General features: G+C 64.8%; 18 protein-coding genes and 1 pseudogene. 12 read left to right on the plus strand and 7 right to left on the minus strand.

Annotation, left to right across the window (positions count from 1 at the left end; all coding sequences use genetic code 11):
• Positions 1 to 288: 288 nt before the first annotated feature.
• Both E0702_RS11295 and E0702_RS11300 read right to left on the minus strand, forming a co-directional pair.
• The gene (locus E0702_RS11295; protein ID WP_132043906.1) at positions 289 to 1443 is read right to left on the minus strand and encodes an enoyl-CoA hydratase/isomerase family protein; all 1155 of its coding nucleotides are present in this window, start codon (positions 1441 to 1443) and stop codon (positions 289 to 291) included.
• Positions 1444 to 1528: 85 nt separating this feature from the next.
• Complete coding sequence (locus E0702_RS11300; protein ID WP_132043908.1) at positions 1529 to 2695, minus strand: acyl-CoA dehydrogenase family protein; 1167 nt, start codon at positions 2693 to 2695, stop codon at positions 1529 to 1531.
• Positions 2696 to 2976: 281 nt separating this feature from the next.
• On the opposite strand from E0702_RS11300, the gene E0702_RS11305 reads away from it, so the two are divergent.
• A complete protein-coding gene (locus E0702_RS11305) occupies positions 2977 to 3426 on the plus strand; it encodes a MerR family transcriptional regulator (protein ID WP_132043910.1) in 450 nt (149 codons plus the stop codon).
• Between the two features lie 84 nt (positions 3427 to 3510).
• Entirely contained in the window at positions 3511 to 5202 is a 1692-nt protein-coding gene (locus E0702_RS11310) for an AMP-binding protein (protein ID WP_132043912.1), read from the plus strand.
• A 326-nt stretch (positions 5203 to 5528) separates the two neighbouring features.
• On the opposite strand, the pseudogene E0702_RS19935 reads toward E0702_RS11310, so the two are convergent.
• The 4 genes and pseudogenes from E0702_RS19935 to E0702_RS11335 form a co-directional block, all read right to left on the minus strand.
• Positions 5529 to 5642 (minus strand): annotated as a pseudogene (locus E0702_RS19935) (hypoxanthine-guanine phosphoribosyltransferase); the annotation flags it as partial.
• 156 nt (positions 5643 to 5798) lie between these two features.
• Entirely contained in the window at positions 5799 to 6377 is a 579-nt protein-coding gene (locus tag E0702_RS11325) for a hypoxanthine-guanine phosphoribosyltransferase (RefSeq protein WP_132043914.1), read from the minus strand.
• A gap of 32 nt (positions 6378 to 6409) precedes the next feature.
• Positions 6410 to 7462 carry a beta-N-acetylhexosaminidase gene (gene nagZ / locus E0702_RS11330; RefSeq protein ID WP_240721722.1) on the minus strand — a complete coding sequence of 351 codons (1053 nt, stop codon included), beginning with the start codon at positions 7460 to 7462 and terminating at the stop codon, positions 6410 to 6412.
• Positions 7463 to 7464: 2 nt separating this feature from the next.
• Positions 7465 to 8130: a TetR/AcrR family transcriptional regulator gene (locus E0702_RS11335; protein WP_132043916.1), complete on the minus strand. Its 666-nt coding sequence runs from the start codon at positions 8128 to 8130 to the stop codon at positions 7465 to 7467.
• 217 nt (positions 8131 to 8347) lie between these two features.
• Between E0702_RS11335 and lexA the strand changes: the two genes are divergently transcribed.
• From lexA to E0702_RS11365, 6 genes are all read left to right on the plus strand, one after another.
• Positions 8348 to 8995, plus strand: a complete 648-nt coding sequence (gene lexA, locus E0702_RS11340) for a transcriptional repressor LexA (RefSeq protein ID WP_132043918.1) — start codon at positions 8348 to 8350, stop codon at positions 8993 to 8995.
• Positions 8967 to 10040 (plus strand): DNA polymerase IV, encoded by a 1074-nt coding sequence (dinB, locus tag E0702_RS11345; RefSeq protein WP_132043920.1) that lies wholly within the window; start codon positions 8967 to 8969, stop codon positions 10038 to 10040. Before lexA ends, dinB begins: the two co-directional genes overlap by 29 nt.
• Before the next feature lie 470 nt (positions 10041 to 10510).
• Positions 10511 to 13114: a bifunctional aconitate hydratase 2/2-methylisocitrate dehydratase gene (acnB, locus tag E0702_RS11350; RefSeq protein WP_132043922.1), complete on the plus strand. Its 2604-nt coding sequence runs from the start codon at positions 10511 to 10513 to the stop codon at positions 13112 to 13114.
• 256 nt (positions 13115 to 13370) lie between these two features.
• The gene (locus E0702_RS11355; RefSeq protein ID WP_132043924.1) at positions 13371 to 13577 is read left to right on the plus strand and encodes a DUF6494 family protein; all 207 of its coding nucleotides are present in this window, start codon (positions 13371 to 13373) and stop codon (positions 13575 to 13577) included.
• Entirely contained in the window at positions 13570 to 14520 is a 951-nt protein-coding gene (locus tag E0702_RS11360) for an ABC transporter ATP-binding protein (RefSeq protein ID WP_240721723.1), read from the plus strand. Before E0702_RS11355 ends, E0702_RS11360 begins: the two co-directional genes overlap by 8 nt.
• On the plus strand, positions 14517 to 15278 hold the full coding sequence (locus tag E0702_RS11365; protein ID WP_132043926.1) for an ABC transporter permease: 762 nt from the start codon (positions 14517 to 14519) through the stop codon (positions 15276 to 15278). The genes E0702_RS11360 and E0702_RS11365 overlap by 4 nt, the downstream gene beginning before the upstream one ends.
• A 50-nt stretch (positions 15279 to 15328) precedes the next feature.
• Here the strand turns inward: E0702_RS11365 and E0702_RS11370 are convergent, their stop codons facing one another.
• Positions 15329 to 15952 (minus strand): hypothetical protein, encoded by a 624-nt coding sequence (locus tag E0702_RS11370; protein WP_237561969.1) that lies wholly within the window; start codon positions 15950 to 15952, stop codon positions 15329 to 15331.
• A 562-nt stretch (positions 15953 to 16514) separates the two neighbouring features.
• On the opposite strand from E0702_RS11370, the gene E0702_RS11375 reads away from it, so the two are divergent.
• The 4 genes from E0702_RS11375 (at position 16515) to yejK (ending at position 20586) form a co-directional block, all read left to right on the plus strand.
• A complete protein-coding gene (locus tag E0702_RS11375) occupies positions 16515 to 17000 on the plus strand; it encodes a molybdopterin-dependent oxidoreductase (protein WP_240721724.1) in 486 nt (161 codons plus the stop codon).
• Positions 17000 to 18433 (plus strand): sensor histidine kinase, encoded by a 1434-nt coding sequence (locus E0702_RS11380; RefSeq protein WP_205741924.1) that lies wholly within the window; start codon positions 17000 to 17002, stop codon positions 18431 to 18433. Before E0702_RS11375 ends, E0702_RS11380 begins: the two co-directional genes overlap by 1 nt.
• Entirely contained in the window at positions 18420 to 19502 is a 1083-nt protein-coding gene (locus E0702_RS11385; protein ID WP_132043928.1) for a response regulator, read from the plus strand. The genes E0702_RS11380 and E0702_RS11385 overlap by 14 nt, the downstream gene beginning before the upstream one ends.
• A gap of 73 nt (positions 19503 to 19575) precedes the next feature.
• Entirely contained in the window at positions 19576 to 20586 is a 1011-nt protein-coding gene (yejK, locus tag E0702_RS11390) for a nucleoid-associated protein YejK (protein WP_132043930.1), read from the plus strand.
• Positions 20587 to 20588 lie beyond the last annotated feature (2 nt).

Consider the following 20588-nt stretch of genomic DNA (forward strand, 5'->3'; position numbering starts at 1 on the left):
TCGCCCGGCAGAGCCGGCCTCCCACAAGTGAGGCCAACCCATGGTTTGTCATCAGCACCCGCGGGACGCCTACGGCGCCATTCGCCCGGCAGAGCCGGCCTCCCACAAGTGAGGCCAACCCATGGTTTGTCATCAGCACCCGCGGGGCGCCTACGGCGCCAGTCGCCCGGCAGAGCCGGCCTCCCACAAGTGAGGCCATCCCATGGTTTGTCAGCACCCGCGGGGCGCCTACGGCGCCAGTCACGATGCGGAGCCGCTGCGGCGGATCGATCCCTCCTACATCACGCTTCATCCCACCCGCTGGCCATGGCCCAGGTCGCGCAGCGGGTGCTCCTCGCTGGTCCAGGGGGATTCGAACATGGCGTCAATAAAGGTGGCGGGGACGCTGGCGACGTCGCGGTAGGTCCACTGGGGACTCTTGTCCTTGTCGATCAGCAGCGCGCGTACGCCTTCGACGAAGTCGCCGAGGCGGCCGCACTGCACCGAGAGCACCAGCTCGTCGCGGAAGGCGTCGGCGAGGCTGGTGTGGGCGTGGCGCTCGAGCATGCGCCACACCAGGTGGGCACTGATCGGGCAGCCGGCGGCGAGGCGCTTGCGGTTGACGGCGAGCCACTTGTCGTCGCTGTCATCGGCCAGGATGCGGGACACGGCGGTCTCGACATCGACATTGCCGACCAGTGCCTGAATGGTGTCCTGATGTGGTGCTACCTGCCCTGCCGGCGCCTGTTCACGCGCCTCGAAGCGGTCGATCACGGCCTGCACGGTGGCACGCCGTGTCTTGGCGCTGCGATCGCCAAAGTCGGCCTCGCCCAGTGCCTCGAGCAGCGCCGCACGACACTCACGAGGGATAAAGTGATCCCCCAGGCCGAGGTCCAGGGCATCCCGAGCATTGAGCTGGGCGCCGGTCAGGCCCAGGTAGGCGCCCACGCCCGGCGGCATGCGGTTGAGGAACCAGCTGGCGCCGATATCCGGATAGAGCCCGATGGTGATCTCGGGCATGGCGATCAGGGTGGTCTCGGTGACGAGACGATGGGACGCCCCGGCCGTCAGCCCCAGGCCACCGCCCATGACGATGCCATCCGCCCACACCATTACCGGCTTGGGAAAGGTGTGGATACGGTAGTCGAGACGGTACTCCAGGGTGAAGTAGCTCGCCGGCAGCTCGCTGTCGCGACCCGACCCGCGGTTCTCATCCTCTTCGTTCAGGGCCCGGTAGAGTGCGACCACATCGCCACCGGCGCAGAAGGCCTTGTCGCCACTGCCCTCGATCCATACCGCGACGATATTGCGGTCCACCGCCCAGGCCTCGAGCTTGGCATCGAGCTGGCGCGCCATCTCGAGTGACAGCGAGTTGAGCGAGCGCGGGGCATTGAGGGTGGCGACGCCGATGCGCCCACCGTCGGCGGTGGGCCGCTCGTCGAAGAGCACGGGTAGATCCGACATCCTGGTCTCCTTATGGCTTTTTTCAGGCGAGTTACTGGATTCAGGCGAGCTGCCCGATTCAGACAAGATGGTTTGTTCAAGCGAGCTATTGCAGCGATTCGATCACGCCGTCGGCGAGCAGGCGCCGCGCGACGATCAGACGCATGATCTCGTTGGTCCCTTCGAGAATCTGGTGAACGCGGGTATCGCGCACCAGCCGCTCCAGGGGGTACTCGCGGATATAACCATAACCGCCATGCAGCTGCAGGGCCTCGTTGCAGACAGTGAACCCCATGTCGGTGGCGAAGCGCTTCGCCATGGCACAGTGGGCGGTGGCCTCGGGGTCACCATTGTCCAGGCGCCAGGCGGCGTGACGCACCATCAGGCGCGCGGCGGTGAGCTCGCTGGCCATATCGGCGAGCTTGAACTGCAGCGCCTGGAACTGGTTGAGCTCGCGCCCGAACTGCTTGCGCTCGGCCAGGTAGTCGCGAGAGAGGGTCAGCGCCTGCTGGGCGGCGCCCAGGGAGCAGCTGGCGATATTGAGGCGGCCGCCGTCGAGGCCCTTCATGGCGAACTTGAAGCCCTCGCCCTCCTCGCCCAGGCGATTGGTGACCGGCACCCGCACGCCGTCGAAGCTGACCAGGCGGGTCGGCTGACTCTTCCAGCCCATCTTCTCCTCGTTCTTGCCATACTCGATACCGGCGGCATCGGCAGGCACCACGATCGCCGAGACGCCCCCGGCACCACTGTCCGGCGCCCCGGTACGCGCCATCACCACCAGCACCTCGGTGGCACCGGCCCCGGAGATAAACATCTTCGAGCCGCTCAGCACATACTCGTCGCCCTCGCGCACGGCCTTGGTGCGCAGGCTCGCGGCATCCGAACCGGCACCGGGCTCGGTGAGGCAGTAGGAACCCAGCGCCTCGCCGGCTACCATGGCGGGCACCCAGGCCTCGCGCAGGGCGTCATCGCCCCAGCTGGCGATCATCCAGGTCACCATGTTGTGGATGGTGAGGTAGGCGGTGGTGGCCACACAGCCCTGGGCGAGCTGCTCGAAGATCAGCGAGGCCTCCAGTCGCGAGAGCCCCAGGCCGCCGTGCTCCTCGGGCGTATAGATGCCCAGGAAGCCGGCCTCTCCTGCCCGGCGAATCACGTCAACCGGGAAGTGAGCGTTGGCGTCCCACTCGGCGGCATGGTCGGCGAGCTCGGCGCGGGCGAAGTCCGCCGCGGCCTGGGCCAGTGCCTTCTGGTCGTCGGTCAAGGAGAAGTCCATGGAAGGTTCCTCGTCGTCTGGTTGTTATGGGCCGTGTCAAGAACAGTGTTAAGAGCAGTGTTAAGAACAGTGTCAAGAACAATGTTATGGACAGTGTAGTGGCGCTTCGCGGCCGTGATGTCTGGCGCTACGGAATAGTGGCACCAACCTAGCACTTGCTTGGTTTATCCCATATCAACCCATGGTCTAACAAGACCTTTACGTTAACGTAAACCTCGGCTAGTGTTGCCTGAAGGCGGGCGAGCCACGCTCCGCTTGCCAATAACAAACGGAAGACACTCATGACTCAACCACCCTCCACCTCGGCTCCCGCCACCGCCCAGGACGGCCCGCTGCCCCGCCAGCGACGTACCTACAGCATCGGCGAGCTGGCCAAGATGTTCGAGGTCACCACGCGCACCATCCGCTTCTATGAGCAGGAGGGGCTGCTGGCTCCGGAGCGTCGCGGCCAGACTCGCATCTATGACGAGAAGGACCGCGTACGCCTGAAGCTCACCCTGCGCGGCAAGCGCCTGGGCTTCTCGCTGGCCGAGATCCGTGAGGTGGTCATGATGTACGACGCCATGCCCGACGGGAATCGGCGCCAACTGCGACGCCTTATCGAGATCCTGGCCGACAAGCGCAGCAACCTGGAGCGCCAGCTGGAGGATATCCGGCTGATGCAGCTCGAGCTCGACGACGTCGAGCGCCGCGCCCGGGATGTGCTGGCGAGCCTCGGCGATAGCGACTGACGCATCCGTGCCAGCCCCCACGCAGTGCTGTCCAACCGCCCAACAATTTCAGCAACAATTCAGCAACAAGCGCGAGACACGCTCATGACACGTCAAATCAACTCGATCAGCTATGTCAGCGGCACCAGTGATACCCCGCTCAAGGGCCAGACCATCGGTGACTGCTTCGACGAGACCGTCGCACGCTTCCCCGACGGTGACGCCCTGATCAGCCGTCACCAGGGGCTGCGCTATACTTGGAAGGAGCTGCAGGCCACCGTCGACCAGGCCGCCCGCGCCCTGCTCGCCATCGGCGTGCAGAAAGGCGAGCGGGTGGGCATCTGGTCGCCGAACTGTGCCGAGTGGACCATTACCCAGTTCGCCACGGCCAAGATCGGTGCCATCCTGGTCAATATCAATCCCAGCTATCGCACCCACGAGCTGGAGTACGCCCTCAAGCAGTCCGGCGCCTCGACGCTGATTCTGCAGGGGGTCTTCAAGAGCTCCGACTATGTGGCGACCCTTGCAGAGCTGGCACCAGAGCTGCGAGACGGAGGACCGAGCACCTTCAAGAGCGCCAAGCTTCCGGAGCTCAAGCGGGTCATCTGCCTGGATGGCGATCGCGCCCTGACCGGAATGTTCAGCTGGCAGTCGATGCTGGCTCACGCCGACGAGGTCTCCGCCGAGCACCTCGCCGAGGTGCAGGCCACCCTGCAGTTCGACGACCCGATCAATATTCAGTACACCTCTGGCACCACCGGCGCGCCGAAGGGTGCCACCCTCTCCCACCACAATATCCTCAACAACGGTTTCTTCGTGGCGCGCACCATGGCGCTGACCGAGAAGGACCGCATGGTGATCCCGGTACCGCTCTACCACTGCTTCGGCATGGTGATGGGCAACCTGGGCTGCATGACCCATGGTGCCACCATGATCTATCCGGGGGATGGCTTCGATCCCGAGCAGACCCTGCGTGCGGTCTCCGAGGAGAAGGCGACCACCCTCTATGGCGTGCCGACCATGTTCATCGCCGAGCTGGAGCACCCGGATTTCGAGAGCTTCGATCTCTCGCATCTGCGTACCGGCATCATGGCGGGCTCGATCTGCCCCATCGAGGTGATGCGCAAGGTGATCGATCGCATGAACATGCAGGATGTCACCATCTGCTACGGCATGACCGAGACCAGCCCGGTGAGCTTCCAGACCGAGACCGACGCCCCGCTGGAGAAGCGCGTGACCACCGTGGGCACGATTCACCCCCACCTGGAGGTCAAGCTGGTCAGCCCCGAGACCGGCGCCGTGGTGGCGCGTGGCGAGACCGGTGAACTCTGCACCCGCGGCTACAGCGTGATGCTCGGCTACTGGAACAACCAGGAGGCCACCGACAAGGCCATCGATGCGGCGGGCTGGATGCACACCGGCGACCTCGCCACCATGGATGACGAGGGGTATGTGGCGATCGTCGGGCGCATCAAGGACATGATCATCCGCGGCGGCGAGAACATCTATCCGCGCGAGATCGAGGACTTCCTCTACACCCACCCCGCCGTCTCGGATGTGCAGGTGATCGGCGTCCCGGACGAGAAGTATGGCGAGGAGGTGATGGCCTGGATCAAGCTGACCGAGGGCCAGGCGCTGACCGAGGAGGCGCTCAAGGCGTTCTGCAAGGGCAAGATCGCCCACTACAAGGTACCGCGCTATGTGAAGTTCGTCGACGAGTTCCCGATGACCGTCACCGGCAAGATCCAGAAGTTCAAGATGCGCGAGGAGGCCGTGCATGAGCTTGGCTTGAAGTAGGGGCCAAGCAGCCAGGCAGCCAGGCAGCCAGGCAGCCAGGCAGCCAGGCAGCCAGGCAGCCAGGCAGCCAAGCGAAAGGTAGAAACTAGAAAGGGAAACCCCGCAGGCCTCAAGGGCCGGCGGGGTTTCTGATTCTATGCACCGCCACCCGCTGGGAGGCTGACAAACTATGGCAGGAAGGCTGGGTGTGGTGGGAGGCCGGGTCCCCCGGGCGAATGGAGGCCGAAGGCCTCCCTGGCAATGCCAAGGAGCTGAGCAACTCCTCCGGGGCGCCTGGCGGCGCCTTCGCCCGGCAAAGCCGGCCTCCCACCAGCAGTTAGCAATGCTTATAGTCCTTTGGGCGCGAAGATCCCCGGGGCGTTGCGCCAGTAGCCCTTGATATCCATGCCGAAGCCGTACACGGGGCGCCTGGCGGCGCCTTCGCCCGGCAAAGCCGGCCTCCCACCAGCAGTTAGCACTGTTTATCGTCCTTTGGGTGCGAAGATCCCCGGGGCGTTGCGCCAGTAGCCCTTGATATCCATGCCGAAGCCGTACACGGGGCGCCTGGCGGCGCCTTCGCCCGGCAAAGCCGGCCTCCCACCAGCAGTTAGCACTGTTTATCGTCCTTTGGGTGCGAAGATTCCCGGGGCGTTGCGCCAGTAACCCTTGATATCCATGCCGAAGCCGTACACATAGCGGTCGGCGACCTCCAGGCTGCAGTAGTCCGCCTTGAGGCCGGGAACCGCCTTGCGGTCGTGCTGCTTGTCGACCAGCACGGCGGTGGTGACGCTGTCCGCGCCCGCCTCGCGGCAGTAGTCGAGAATGGCGGCCAGGGTCGCGCCCTCATCGAGGATATCGTCGACGATTACCACATGGCGTCCCGCCATGGGGATCTCCGGCGATACCCGCCAGAAAAGCTCCCCTCCCCGCGTCTTGCCGCGGTAGCGGGTGGCATGCAGGTAATCCACCTCCAGCGGGAAGCCGAGGCGAGTCAGCAGGTGGCCGGTGGTGATCAACCCCCCATTCATGACGCAGTAGAAGACCGGCAGCTTGTCACCCAGGTCGCGGGTGATCTCCTCTGCCATGCGGTCGAGGGCGCGTTCGACCTCCTCCTGGCTGATCAGGCAGTCGGCGTTGGCCATCAGTTCGCGCATATCGGTCAACGACTGATGGGTCTCGGGGTCGAGTCTGGACATCGAAAGGATCTCGTATGGAATTAAAGGTGGGATTACCCCATGGCCTCGAGGTGGGCATGCAGGCGGCGCCAGCGCGACAGCGCGGAGAGGCTCTCCAGGGACGGCCGCGCGCGGCCGAAGCGTAGCTTCGACAGGCGTGGCGTGGTGCGGTGATCGCGACAGGCGTCGAGCACCTCCAGGGCCGCCTGACGATCATTGCAGACCAGCAGCATGTCACAGCCGGCAGAGAGTGCCGCCTGGGCACGCTCGGCGGGCGTCCCCGCCGAGGCGGCACCGGCCATGCTCAGATCGTCGGAGAAGATCACCCCCCGGAACCCCAGGCTCTCCCGCAGCATGCCTAGCCAGGCCGGCGAAAAGCCTGCGGGGCGGCTATCGAAGTCGGAATAGACGACATGGGCCGGCATCACGGCGTCGAGCCGCGAGGCCAGCCGCTCGAAAGGCACCAGATCATGGGCGCGCAGGGCCTCGAGGGGGCGACCATCGACCGGCAGCTCGTGATGAGAGTCGGCCGATACCCCGCCATGCCCCGGAAAGTGCTTGCCCACCGCCACCATGCCGGCCTCGTGGAGGCCATCGATCAAGGCACCGGCCAGCGTCGTCACGACCTCGGGAGAGGAGGAGAGGCTGCGGTCGCCGATCACCGTGGAGGTGCCACCATCGACATCGAGTACCGGGGCGAAGGTGAGATCGAGACCGCAGGCGGCCATCTCCATGCCCAGCAGCCAGCCGGTGTCCTGACACAGCCGCCGGGTCTCGTCGGGGCGGCTATCCATGTCACGCCCCAGGCGGCGCATGGCGGGCAGCCGCGTCACGCCCTCGCGAATGCGCTGGACACGCCCCCCCTCCTGATCGATGCCGATCAACAGAGTGGGCCGCAGTCGACGAATCGAGTCACACAGCTTGCGCACCTGAGTGGCCGAATCGACATTGCGCGCGAACAGGATCACGCCCCCTACCTCCGGACGGCACAGCAGGTCGGCCTCATCGGCCGTCAACCGCGTGCCCTCCAGATCCAGCATGACGGGACCCAAAGGGTCTCTGGCGGGTTGAGACATATGCACCTGAGGAGTGGGCGTCTGGGACATGATCAGGCCTCCTGTGGGGCAGACGACAGGTGGTCCGGTAACGGTGCCTGCATGGCGGCCACCACCACCGGCCGCAGGCGACGTACCAGATCACGTACCGTGACATGCTCACCATAGTCCTTCTCGGCGATATCACGCAGCGCATCCAGGCCCGAGAGGGTAAAGATCACCGAGCCGAGCATGAAGTGCAGGCGCCAGAAGCGTTCGCTATCGGGCAGCTCCGGCGTCGCCTGGCGAATCAGCGCGGTGAAGCGGGTAAAGACGCTGCCATACTCCTCCTGGATATAGCGGCGCAGGTGGCCCTGGGCCTGACTGTAGGCGAGCCCAAGCAGACGCATGAAGACCTTGAGGCTGTTGCGCTCCGCAGGCACCTCCAGCACGCTGCCCGCCATGGTCTCGAGCAGACGTTCCAGGGGAATGGGCTGGCCAGCATAGTGCGCCTCGAGCTCATCCAGAGCACGATGAAAGCGTTCGGTAAAGGGGTCGAGATAACGCGCGAAGACCGCCTGGATCAACGACTTCTTGGAACCGAAATGGTAGTTCACCGCCGCCAGGTTGACCTTGGCCTTGCTGGTAATGGTGCGCAGCGATGTCTCGGCGAAGCCACGCTCGGCGAACAGCACCTCGGCGGTGTCGAGGATCCGGGTGACGGTATCATTCTGTGCCATGCTGGGAGCGTCCAGTTATAAACATTTGTTTGAAACTTAGCGCAATTCTACGCTAGTGGGCAGTTTGGGCTCAACGCTCGGGTAACGCATCGTTTAAAACGACCTTGAGATCGAGCCCCTTTCCGATGTTTCCACGCTGGAACATCCCAATTACTGTAAGGAACGACATGCTGTATACTTGATCAATACGCTTGCGCCATTCGCACAGGAGGTTCCCATGGCTCGTCCGCTGACCCAGCGCCAACAGAACGTCTACGACTTTATCGTCAAGACCATGCAGGAACTCGGGTACCCACCGACCCGGGCGGAGATCTCCCGGGCGATGGGGTATCGCTCGCCCAATGCGGCCGAGGAGCATCTGCGCGCCCTCGAGCGCAAGGGCGCCATCCGCATGATCTCCGGCACCTCACGGGGGATTCGACTGCCCGCCCAGGAAGCGGAGGCCGAGACCGAGGAGGCCCCGGCGCGGCAGCTGCCGATCATCGGTGAGGTGGCGGCGGGCAGCCCGATCCTGGCCGCCGAACATATCGATCGCTACTGCCCGCTGCCCCCGGAGTATTTCACGCCCCGGGCCGACTACCTGCTGCGAGTCCGCGGCCTGTCGATGAAGGAGACCGGCATCCTCGAGGGCGACCTGCTGGCGGTGCATCGCACCGATCGAGTGCGCAATGGTCAGATCGTGGTGGCACGACTGGAGGATGAGGTCACCGTGAAGCGTTTCCAGCGCAAGGGTCACCAGGTGACCCTGGTGGCGGAAAATGCCGATTTCGCCCCCATCGAGGTCGACCTGCGGCACGATCCACTGGAGATCGAAGGCATCGGCGTTGGCGTGATCCGTGGCGGCAACGGTCAAGCCCTCTCCTGAGCGCAAGATCCTCCACGCCGACTGCGACTGCTTCTATGCGGCGGTGGAGATGCGCGACAACCCTGCGTTACGCGACATTCCGCTGGCCATCGGCGGGAGTGTCGATCGGCGCGGGGTCATCGCGACCTGCAACTACCCGGCGCGGGCCTTCGGCATCCATTCGGCGATGCCCACGGCCCGCGCACTACGCCTCTGCCCTCACCTCACCCTGCTGCGCGGCGACTTCGACAAGTACCGCGAGGTCTCTCGCCAGATCCAGGCGATCTTCCATGAGCTGACCCCCCTGGTGGAACCGCTCTCGCTGGACGAGGCGTTTCTCGATGTCACCGGCGTGGAGCGTTTCTCGGGCAGCGCCACCTGGATGGCGCAGTGGATCAAGCAGGAGAGCCTGAGACGTACCGGGATCACCGTCTCGGTAGGGGCGGCCTCCAGCAAGTTTCTGGCCAAGATCGCCAGCGACTGGGAGAAGCCCGATGGCCTGACGGTCATCCCTCCACACCGAGTCGAGGAGTTCGTCAGCGCGCTGCCGGTAAAAAAACTCCACGGCGTGGGCCCGGCCACCGGCGCTCGCCTGGACGCCCTGGGCATCGACACTTGCGCCGAGCTGCGAGAGCTGCCCATCGAGCGCCTGGTGGAGGAGTTCGGCAAGTTCGGCAAGCGCCTCTTCGAGCTGGCCCGCGGCATCGATGACCGCCCGGTCAAGCCCGAGCGCGAGCGCAAGTCGGTCAGCGTGGAGACCACCTTCGCCCGCGACCTGCCCGACCTCGCCCACTGCCGGGAGGCACTGCTGCCGCTCTGCGAGAAGCTGGAGGAGCGCCTGGCACGCCACGGCCACCCGGCGCTTGCCGGCATCGTCATCAAGGTACGCTTCGATGACTTCAGCCTCACCACCCTGGAGAGCCGTGGCCTGGCGCCCTCCCCCGAGAACTACGCCAGATTGCTGGAGCAGGCCTGGCGGCGCGGCCAACGCCCGGTGCGCCTGCTGGGCGTCGGCACCCGGCTGGTGGAGGCCGATGCGAGGCGCCAGCTCAACCTGCCGTTGTGAGCCTGCAGGGATGCCTGACGGCGCCATTCGCTCCTGTGGGAGGCCGGGTCATCCCGGGCGAATGGAGGCCGAAGGCCTCCCGGTAATGTCTCTGAACATGGGGAACACCGCCGAGGCGCCTGACGGCGCCATTCGCGCGGCATAGCCGCCCTCCCACAAGGCGTCCCTCCCACAAGGCCCCCCTCCCACCTTCCACGCCAAACACTATGTAGCCATCACTATGTAGCCAAACCCACATCCCGCCGACCAAAGTGCAAGGCCCGCCAGCATGGGCTTCTCTTAACATTGTCGACAGTCTCGCGTAGAATCGCCGCCACCTGAAACGGGGACTTCCCTCCCTGTTCCACACGCCAGAGGCTTGTTCCGGTGCTGTTTCTACCGGGTAGCGACTCTATCGGACAGCGACTCTACTGGGTCGTGATTCCACCGGGTCGCGACACTCTGGCCCCACACGCAATGAGGGCCCTAACGTGCTTGAAGCCTATCGCCAACATGTCGAGGAGCGTGCCGCCGAAGGCGTGCCGCCTAAGCCGCTGAACGCCGAGCAGGTCGCCGCCCTGGTGGAACTGCTGAAGACGCCGCCGGCGGGTGAAGAGGAGTTCATCCTCGACCTGCTGACCAACCGCGTCCCGCCGGGCGTCGACGAGGCTGCCTACGTCAAGGCCGCCTTCCTGACCGCCATCGCCAAGGGCGAGACCGAGTCCCCGCTGATCGACAGGGTCCACGCCGTCAAGCTGCTGGGCACCATGCAGGGCGGTTACAACATCGTCTCGCTGGTCGAGCTGCTCGACGATGCCGACCTGGCCAAGGAAGTGGGCGAACAGCTCAAGCATACCCTGCTGATGTTCGACGCCTTCCACGACGTGGAGGAGCGTGCCAAGGCGGGCAACGCCGTGGCCAAGGATGTCATCCAGTCCTGGGCCGACGCCGAGTGGTTCCTCGCCAAGCCCAAGCTGGACGAGAAGATCACCCTGACCGTCTTCAAGGTGCCTGGCGAGACCAACACCGACGACCTCTCCCCGGCCCCGGACGCCTGGTCGCGCCCCGATATTCCGGTGCACGCCAACGCCATGCTCAAGAACGAGCGTGACGGCATCGAGCCGGAGGAGCCGGGCGTCAAGGGCCCCCTCAAGCAGATCGAGGACGTGAAGGCCAAGGGCTTCCCGGTGGCCTACGTCGGCGATGTGGTCGGCACCGGCTCCTCGCGCAAGTCCGCCACCAACTCCGTGCTGTGGTTCTTCGGTGACGATATCCCCAACGTGCCGAACAAGCGCGCCGGCGGCTTCTGCTTCGGCGGCAAGATCGCCCCGATCTTCTTCAACACCATGGAAGACTCCGGCGCCCTGCCGGTCGAGATGGATGTCTCCAGGCTCGAGATGGGCGACGTCATCGACGTCTACCCCTACGAGGGCAAGGTGTGCAAGCACGGCACCGACGAGGTGCTGACCACATTCGAGCTCAAGACCCAGCTGATCCTCGACGAGGTGCGCGCCGGCGGCCGTATCCCGCTGATCATCGGTCGCGGCCTGACCACCAAGGCGCGTGAGTCTCTGGGCCTGCCCGCCTCCGACGTCTTCCGCCTGCCCGAGCAGCCCGCCGACACCGGCAAGGGGTTCACCCTGGCCCAGAAGATGGTCGGCAAGGCCTGCGGCCTGGACGGCGTGCGTCCCGGCATGTACTGCGAGCCGAAGATGGCCACCGTGGGCTCTCAGGACACCACCGGGCCGATGACCCGCGACGAGCTCAAGGATCTGGCGTGTCTCGGCTTCCAGGCCGATCTGGTGATGCAGTCCTTCTGCCACACCGCCGCCTACCCCAAGCCGGTCGATGTGGATACCCACCACACCCTGCCCGACTTCATCATGAACCGCGGCGGCGTCTCGCTGCGCCCGGGCGACGGCATCATCCACAGCTGGCTGAACCGCATGCTGCTGCCCGACACCGTGGGCACCGGCGGCGACTCCCATACCCGCTTTCCGCTGGGTATCTCCTTCCCGGCCGGCTCCGGGCTGGTGGCCTTCGCCGCCGCCACCGGCGTGATGCCGCTGGATATGCCGGAATCGGTGCTGGTGCGCTTCAAGGGCAAGCGTCAGCCGGGTGTCACCCTGCGTGACCTGGTCCACGCGATCCCCTACTACGCTATCAAGAACGGCCTGCTGACCGTCGAGAAGTCCGGCAAGAAGAACGCCTTCTCCGGTCGCGTGCTGGAGATCGAGGGTCTCGAGGACCTCACCGTGGAGCAGGCCTTCGAGCTCTCCGACGCCTCCGCCGAGCGCTCCGCCGCCGGCTGCACCATCACGCTGTCCGAGGAGAGCGTGACCGAGTACCTCAAGTCCAACATCACCCTGCTCAAGTGGATGATCGCCAACGGCTACGGCGACCGCCGTACCATCGAGCGCCGCATCCAGGGCATGGAGGAGTGGCTGGCCAACCCGAGCCTGATGCGTGCCGACCAGGACGCCGAGTACGCCGAGATCATCGAGATCGATCTCGACCAGCTCAATGAGCCGGTACTCTGCGCGCCCAACGACCCGGACGACGCCCGTCTGCTCTCCGAGGTGGCCGGCGAGAAGATCGACGAAGTCTTCATCGGTTCGTGCATGACCAACATCGGCCACTTCCGCGCCGCGGGCAAGCTGCTCGAGAAGCAGCCGGCCGGCAGCCTGAAGACGCGCCTGTGGCTGGCACCGCCGACCAAGATGGATCAGCACCAGCTGACCGAGGAGGGCTACTACGGCATCTATGGGCGTGCCGGGGCACGCATGGAGATGCCGGGCTGCTCGCTGTGCATGGGTAACCAGGCGCGCGTCGCCGCCAAGAGCACCGTGGTCTCCACCTCCACCCGTAACTTCCCGAACCGCCTGGGCGACGGTGCCAACGTCTACCTCGCCTCTGCGGAACTGGCGGCCGTGGCCGCCGTGGAAGGCCGCCTGCCGAGCGTCGACGAATATCGCCGCTACATGAGCGAGTTCGACGCCATGGCCGGCGAGATCTATCGCTACATGAACTTCCACGAGATTGAGGAGTATCAGAACGCCGCCTCCAACGTGATTCCGATCGCTCAAGAGGCCTGAGTGCCGCGGTTCTGATATCCTCAGCTTCGACTCCGATGCTCGCAACATCGCAGGCCGCCGTTCGCGGCGGCCGGAGCCGATACCAAAGCGCCCTTCGGGGCGCTTTTTTCGTTCTGCGTAGACTCACGCGAACCTCGTCGGTGCCATCTCCAGGCTAAGTGCCATCTCCCGACTAAATGCCATCGGCGCCGAGGCGACAGTCTCGAGCAGTCACGGTAGGATGGAAATTGATCCCCCTTGCTAAAGGAGTCTCAGCATGAACCAGGACGCTTTCCAGCACAGCATTCGCAAGCTGCTCAAGACCGTCGGCGTGAATACCCAGCAGGAGATCGAGAAGGCCGTGCAGCAGGCGATCGATGCGGGCGACCTCAAGGGGGACGAGCAGCTGCCGGCGCGGGTCACCGTGACGGTCGACGGCATCGACCTGGCGCTGACCTTCGACGGCGACATTACCCTTGAGTGAAGCGCAGGACAGCACGGCCATTCGCGTCGAGGGCCTGGGCAAGACATTTGCCGGCGGCTTCGAGGCACTCAAGGATATCGACCTCGAGATTCGTCGTGGCGAGATCTTCGCCCTGCTCGGCCCCAATGGAGCGGGCAAGACCACCCTGATCAGCGTGATCTGCGGGCTGGTCAACCCGAGCCGCGGACGCGTGCTGGTCGATGGCTACGACAATGTGCGTCAGTTTCGCGAGGCACGGGCACGCATCGGCCTGGTGCCCCAGGAGCTGACCAACGACGCCTTCATCAAGGTGTGGGATACGGTGAGCTTCAGCCGGGGGCTGTTCGGCAAGCCGAGGGATCCGGCACATATCGAGAAGGTGCTACGCTCGCTGTCGCTGTGGGAGAAGCGCAACAATCGCATGATCACCCTCTCCGGCGGCATGAAGCGCCGGGTGCTGATCGCCAAGGCGCTGGCCCACGAGCCGGAGATCCTGTTTCTCGACGAACCCACCGCCGGGGTCGATGTGGCCCTGCGCCGCGACATGTGGGAGGTGGTGCGGGCGCTGCGCGACAGCGGAGTGACCATCATCCTCACCACCCACTATATCGAGGAGGCCGAGGAGATGGCCGACCGCATCGGGGTGATCCGCTCCGGCGAGCTGGTGCTGGTGGAGGGCAAGCAGGCGCTGATGCAGCAGCTGGGCCGCAAGGAGCTCACCCTCCATCTGCGTGATCCGCTGGCATCGGTGCCGGAACGCCTCGCCCGTCATCGCCTGACGCTGGCCGAGGAGGGACACGCCCTGGTCTACGCCTATGACGCCACGGCAGACGAGGATGATGGCACCGGTATCGCCGGGCTGCTGGCCGACCTGGAGGCCGCGGACATCGCCGTCAAGGACCTGTATACCCGCCAGAGCTCCCTGGAGGAGATCTTCGTCAATCTGGTCAAGGAGTCGGCGTGAACCTCGAGTCCGTCAAGACCCTCTACCGTGCCGAGATGGCCCGCAGCCTGCGTACCGTGCTGCAGAGCATCGTCTCGCCAGTACTCTCCACCTCGCTCTACTTCGTGGTGTTCGGTGCCGCCATCGGCACGCGGATCAGCGAGGTGGACGGCATCAGCTACGGCGCCTTTATCGTGCCTGGCCTGATCATGCTGATGCTGCTCACCCAGAGCGTCTCCAACGCCTCGTTCGGCATCTTCTTTCCGCGCTTCTCGGGCACCGTCTACGAGGTGCTCTCCGCGCCCATGTCCTACTGGGAGGTCGTCGCGGGATATGTGGGCGCCGCGGCCAGCAAGTCGCTGATCCTGGGGATCATCGTGCTGATCACCGCACGGCTGTTCGTGCCCTACACCATCGCGCACCCGCTGATGATGGCACTGTTCCTGGTGCTGACGGCGACTACCTTCAGCCTGCTGGGCTTCATCATCGGCATCTGGGCCGATGGCTTCGAGAAGCTACAGCTGGTGCCGCTGCTGGTGATCACGCCGCTGACCTTCCTCGGTGGCACCTTCTACTCCATCGATATGCTGCCCCCCTTCTGGCAGGCGGTCACCCTGGCCAATCCGGTGGTCTATCTGGTCAGCGGCTTCCGCTGGAGTTTCTACGGAATCAGCGATGTCAGCCCTCTGCTCAGCCTGGGTATGATCGTTTTATTCCTTGCCGCGGCACTGGCGGTGGTGGCCTGGATCTTCCGTACCGGCTATCGACTGAAGCCCTAGCCACCGGGACCAGCCATCGTAACAGTCCCGCAGGAGCGGGACTGTTACGGTCAACGGGCGGACTGCTCGCGCACGGCGTCAAGATCCCACGCCTTGAGCAGCTCGACGGCAGGAGCTTCCGATTCCAGCCTGCTGCCATCGACCTGCATCAGGATGCGTCCATCCATCAGGAAGGAGGCCTCGGCGCTGCCGTTGTCGGGATCCCACTTGAGAATCGCGGATTCGCGCCCGATGCGAATACGCTCCATATTGGGTTGGGCGGCGATCAATGCCGGGTTGTTGAACATCGCCGACATGGCCTGAATCATCGGATTGTCGATCATCAGCTTGGCGGTAAGCCGACCCTCGCCGCCGTCCTGCCGATACTCGCGCTCCAGCATGCTCCCTCCCCCACCGAACATCGCCGCCGCACCGCCACCACCACTGGTGCTGACCTCGGCGGCGCTCCACCCGTCGGGAGGCGCGGGGAAGGTCTCGGCGATTCTCGCCGCCATCAGCTTGCGCATATCGCTAATGGCGAACTCCAGTTCGGTGATCGCCGCGCCATACTCCTCCTCCTGGTAGAGCTCCAGGCCCAGCTCGATCTGCTCGACCACTTCGTCGGCCTGGGCCTGTGCCACCCAGCTCCCGAGGCTCAGCGCACCGGCTGCAATAACTGCCATGCCACGTTTCATGATGATCTCCTCGCTAATTCCGGGGACCTGCCCCGCTTCAGGCTCCTGGCGACTCCAGCGCCTGGTCCCATTAATCCGCCTCACCACCCTCACCAATCAGAGAGTTCGTGCGCTGCTCGCCCTGCAGGCCCTACTCACCGGCCAGCTCTGCCGCAACTCCTGTCGGGTGTAATAATTGCTGAATGCGCTCGCGCATATCAGGCTGTCGCAGCGTATTACTCGTCATCGTCTTGACTCCCCCGGCCTACCCAGCCTGAGTGGCTGTCGCTCCCTATCTCACCCTCGATACGGCAACATGCTAGGGTGCCCTGAAGGTGCGCCCTCGAAAGCCTGGACGCCAGGCGTTCCTGCTGCCGCCGCCTTCTCATAGCCTAGCGCCCCGATGCAGCACGCGACCCCTTCATACGCAGGGGGTCACCCTTGATCCCGGCGGGCTACAGTGCAATAGGGGCGATCACAAAAGAGGGGCGATCACAAGGGAGACGTTGACGTGATACCGATCCGATACTGTTTTCTCCGATACTGTTTTCTCCGATACCGTTTTCTCCGATACTGCTTTCTGGTGGCTCTGTTACTCGCCTTCCCGACCGCGACCTGGTCCACCGACACCCCCTTTCCTCCCCCCAGGGGTGACGTCTTGTTGGAGGTCGCCGGCGATATTGCACTCACCAATCTCGGTGATGAGGCTCATCTGGATGCCCAGATGCTGAATGCCCTGCCCCGTGAGCGGCTGACGACCCATACCAGCGTTACCGACGGCCGCCAGACATTCGAGGGCTTTCTGGTTCGGGATCTGCTGGATGCCCTGGCGGCGGACGGCGAAACGGTGACGGCCCTGGCCCTCAACGACTACCGGGTCGAGATCCCGATCGAGGACTTCCGGCGCTACGATGTGCTGCTGGCCGACACCATGAACGAGCAACGCCTCACCCGTCGCGACAAGGGGCCCCTGTGGATCGTCTATCCGCGTGACGACCACCTCGAGCTGCAGGATATCCGTTACGACTACCGCTGGGTCTGGCAGCTGCATCGGCTCGAGATCGACTGATGGCCAAGCTGCGAAGCGTACCCGCCTATGCCGCGCCGACTCTGGTGATCGTGGCATTGACCGCGTTTCTCGTCTTCGCACTGGTTCGCCTCGTCCAGGTCGAGCAGGCCATGCGCGTCAATGTGGATGAGAACATGCTGTGGGTGGTGACCCAGGCCCAGGTGGCCAGCCACCGACTGGATCAGGCGATCAACCGGCAGGCGCTGGGAGACCTCCGCGAGGACCCCGAGCTACGCCTGGATATCCTCACCAGCCGCCTGACGCTGCTGGATGATGGGCCCCAGCGACGCTACCTCAGCAACGAAGGATTGGCGGCGCGTCTCGATGATGCACTGCTTCAGATGCAAGCCCTGCGTGACAGTGCCACGACCCCGGAGGGGATGAACGGGTTCGACCCTCAACGGCTCACGCCAGATCTCGATGCGCTGATGGCCAGCCTCAATCGCATCGCCAACCGTGTCATGATGGCCGAGTGGGAGAGTACGGGGGCACGCCTGGATACGTACCATAGCAGCCTCAGGCAGGTGATCGCTTCCATCATCGGCATTGGCCTGAGCGGCATGGTACTGGTCATGCTGCTGGTCATCGCCCTGCGCCAGCGACGCGCCGCACAGCGTGAATTGATGGTGCATCGTGACCGCCTGGAGGAGGAGGTCGAACGTCACGTCTATCGCTATCGTCAGACCTCCGAGGCCCTCGCCCAGTCCCTCGACCGCGAGCGTGGCGTCAGCGAGTTCTATCGCAGCTTCGCGGCCATGGTCTCCCATCAGTTCCGAACGCCGCTGGCGGTCATCGACTCGGGCCTGCAGCGGCTACAACGACGGCATCTGCAGTTCAGCCCCGAACAGCGCAGCGAACGCTATACGCGGCTGCGCGAGGCGGTCACCCAGATGACCCGCCTGGTGGAGTCCTCGCTGACCGCCGCGCGTATCGACGGCAAGCAGGTCATAGCCAGCCTGGGACGGCATTCGTTGCGCCGTATCGTCGATGAGCTCTGCCACCTGGAGGCCGACGTCTCCGGCACCCGGCGTCTGCAGGCACGGCACGGCGCTGAAGACGCCTGGGCCTGGTGCGACCGCACCCTGACCGAGCAGATACTGGCCAATCTTGTCGAGAATGCCGTGAAGTACTCCCCCGAGAGTCAACCGGTACATCTCACCACGGCCCGCGAGGCGAATCAGATCATCTGTCGGGTCACGGATTTCGGTCGTGGCATTGCTGTCGACGAGCAACCGCGACTGTTCGAGCGATTCTTCCGCGGCAGCGCTGCGGCCGGCAGCGATGGTACCGGCCTGGGGTTGAATATCGCTCGCCATCTGGCCCAGATCCAGCACGGCGACCTGACGATGTGCTCGCGCCCCGGTGAGGGCACCACCTTTACGCTGCGGCTACCCGCCGCCGAGGTCAGGGAGACCGGCAATGAACAGTCATGACATCACTCACCGTTCACCGCTGATTCTATGCGCCGAGGATCAGGAAGATCTGCGCGCCGACATCTGCGATGAGCTCAGAGAAGCGGGATATGCCGTGCTCGAGGCGGCCGATGGTGAGGCCACTCTGCAGCAGGTCGACGCCTGTACTCCGGATCTGATCCTGTGCGATATCAATATGCCCGGGCTCAACGGCTACGGGGTACTCGATGCCGTGCGCGAACAGCGGCCACACCTGGCCGATACGCCCTTCGTGTTTCTCACCGCCCTTTCGGATCCTCGGGAGGTGGTCGAAGGCAAGCGCCTCGGGGCCGACGACTACCTGGTCAAACCTATCGACTTCGACCTGTTGCTGGCCACGATCGATGCCCGGTTGCGGCAGGTCTCACGCATGCGCGACAAGTCGAGCCATGAACTCCAGGAGCTGCGCCAGGCCATGAGCGCGCTGCACCAGGAAGTATCACAACAGGCGTTTCAGGCCGCCACCCGTGTGCTGGATCTGGTGGCACCGGGCATGGTGCTGCTTGATTGCCAGGGCGAGATCACTTTCATCAATCAGCGAGCGCAGCAATTGGCCGCAGCGAGCGACGTTCTTCGATTGAACCGGACACTCTCCGTGCGCGGTGCCATGGCCCGAAAATTACGCGAGACCCTCGCGGCGGCGACCCTGGCCAGTTGCCAGGGCGAGGAGCCGGTCTTCTCCCTGCGTCTGCCCCATCAGCCGGGCGGACACGGCCTGCTGGTGCTGATCTGCGCGCTAGGACAGACACCGGAAGCCACGGGGAAGGACGCCAGTGTCGTGGTGCTGTTATCGGCGCCGGATCAGCGTCCGCCATTGCCTCGGGAGATACTGGCCAGCCTGTTCGGGCTGACGCCTACCGAGTCGCGAATCGCCACCGCACTGCTGGAGGGCCTGCGCAGCGAGGAGATTGCCGAGCAGATGGGCGTCTCTCCTACTACCGTGGCCTTTCACCTGCGCAACCTGTTCCAGAAGACCGATACCCATCGTCAGGCGGATCTGATCGCGCTGCTGCTGGCCGGTTCGATGACCGCCTATCTCGAGGAGCGCTGAGACCGTCGCGCCTATCGGCGGCGACCAGCGGCGGGTATCATGCCTGCCCTCGTCCACCATCGCGGGAGGTCCCATGCCCATCCTCAACGCCATCGTGCATCGCATCGAGAAAGGCGGTGACGCCCCGGCTCGTCTACTGCCGGCAAGTGAACCGCTGTCCGAGTCGGAGGCTCTGGAGGCCATGCTCGAGGACCTGACCCGCGCCTATCATGCCAAGAACAAGGCCTGGGGCCACTTCGCGGAGCGCGGCCAGGATGATGAGAGTGATGCCGCCTCACCGCTGGCGATGGAGCTCACTGCCTATCTGGAGGAGCAACGCGACTTCGTTGCCGTGACACGAGACCTCGCCGGCCGCCTCGCCACGCTGCTGGATGCCCACCTCTCCGTGTCCGGTGACCTGATGGTGCTGGACACGCGTTTCGGCGATGCTCGCTTCCTGACCCTGGCCCTGCTGCACCATCGAGAGGGGTTCGCCATCGACGACGACCTGCAGCCGACGACGGCGCGCCAGCTCAATATGACCCAGATGAGCCTGGCCGCCCGGCTCGATATCAGCCAGTGGCAGCGCGGCGACTCCCGACAGTACCTCTCCTGGACCCGCGAGCGTGGCGGCAAGGCGCTGGCCGAGGGCTTCGCGGCCCTGCTGGGTGCCGTGGAGGGCGTCGATGCCCCGGGAGAGACCCGCACCCTGCTCAAGGCCTTCAGCGACTATGTCGAGCAGGAGGACCTGCCCGAAGAAAACAGCCGCGAGAAGACCGAGACCCTGGTGGAGTATGCCAGCGAGCAGGCCAGCCGGGGCGAGCCGATCACCCTGGAGGAGCTCTCGGGGCTGCTCGACGAGCAGCAGCCCAAGGCCTTCTACGATCATATTCGCAACGCCGACTACGGGCTGTCGCCGGAGATCCCGCCGGATCGCAAGACCCTGAACCAGTTCAAGCGCTTTACCGGACGCGCCGGCGGGGTCTCGATCAGCTTCGACTCCCACCTGCTGGGCTCCAGCATCGAATACGACGAGGCAAGCGACCGCCTGATCATCAAGCAGGTACCCAAGCAGCTCAGGGAGCAGCTCAAGGGTCAGGGCTAGGG

It is taken from the genome of Halomonas marinisediminis (genome assembly GCF_004347715.1).
Taxonomy (GTDB): Bacteria; Pseudomonadota; Gammaproteobacteria; order Pseudomonadales; family Halomonadaceae; genus Halomonas; species Halomonas icarae.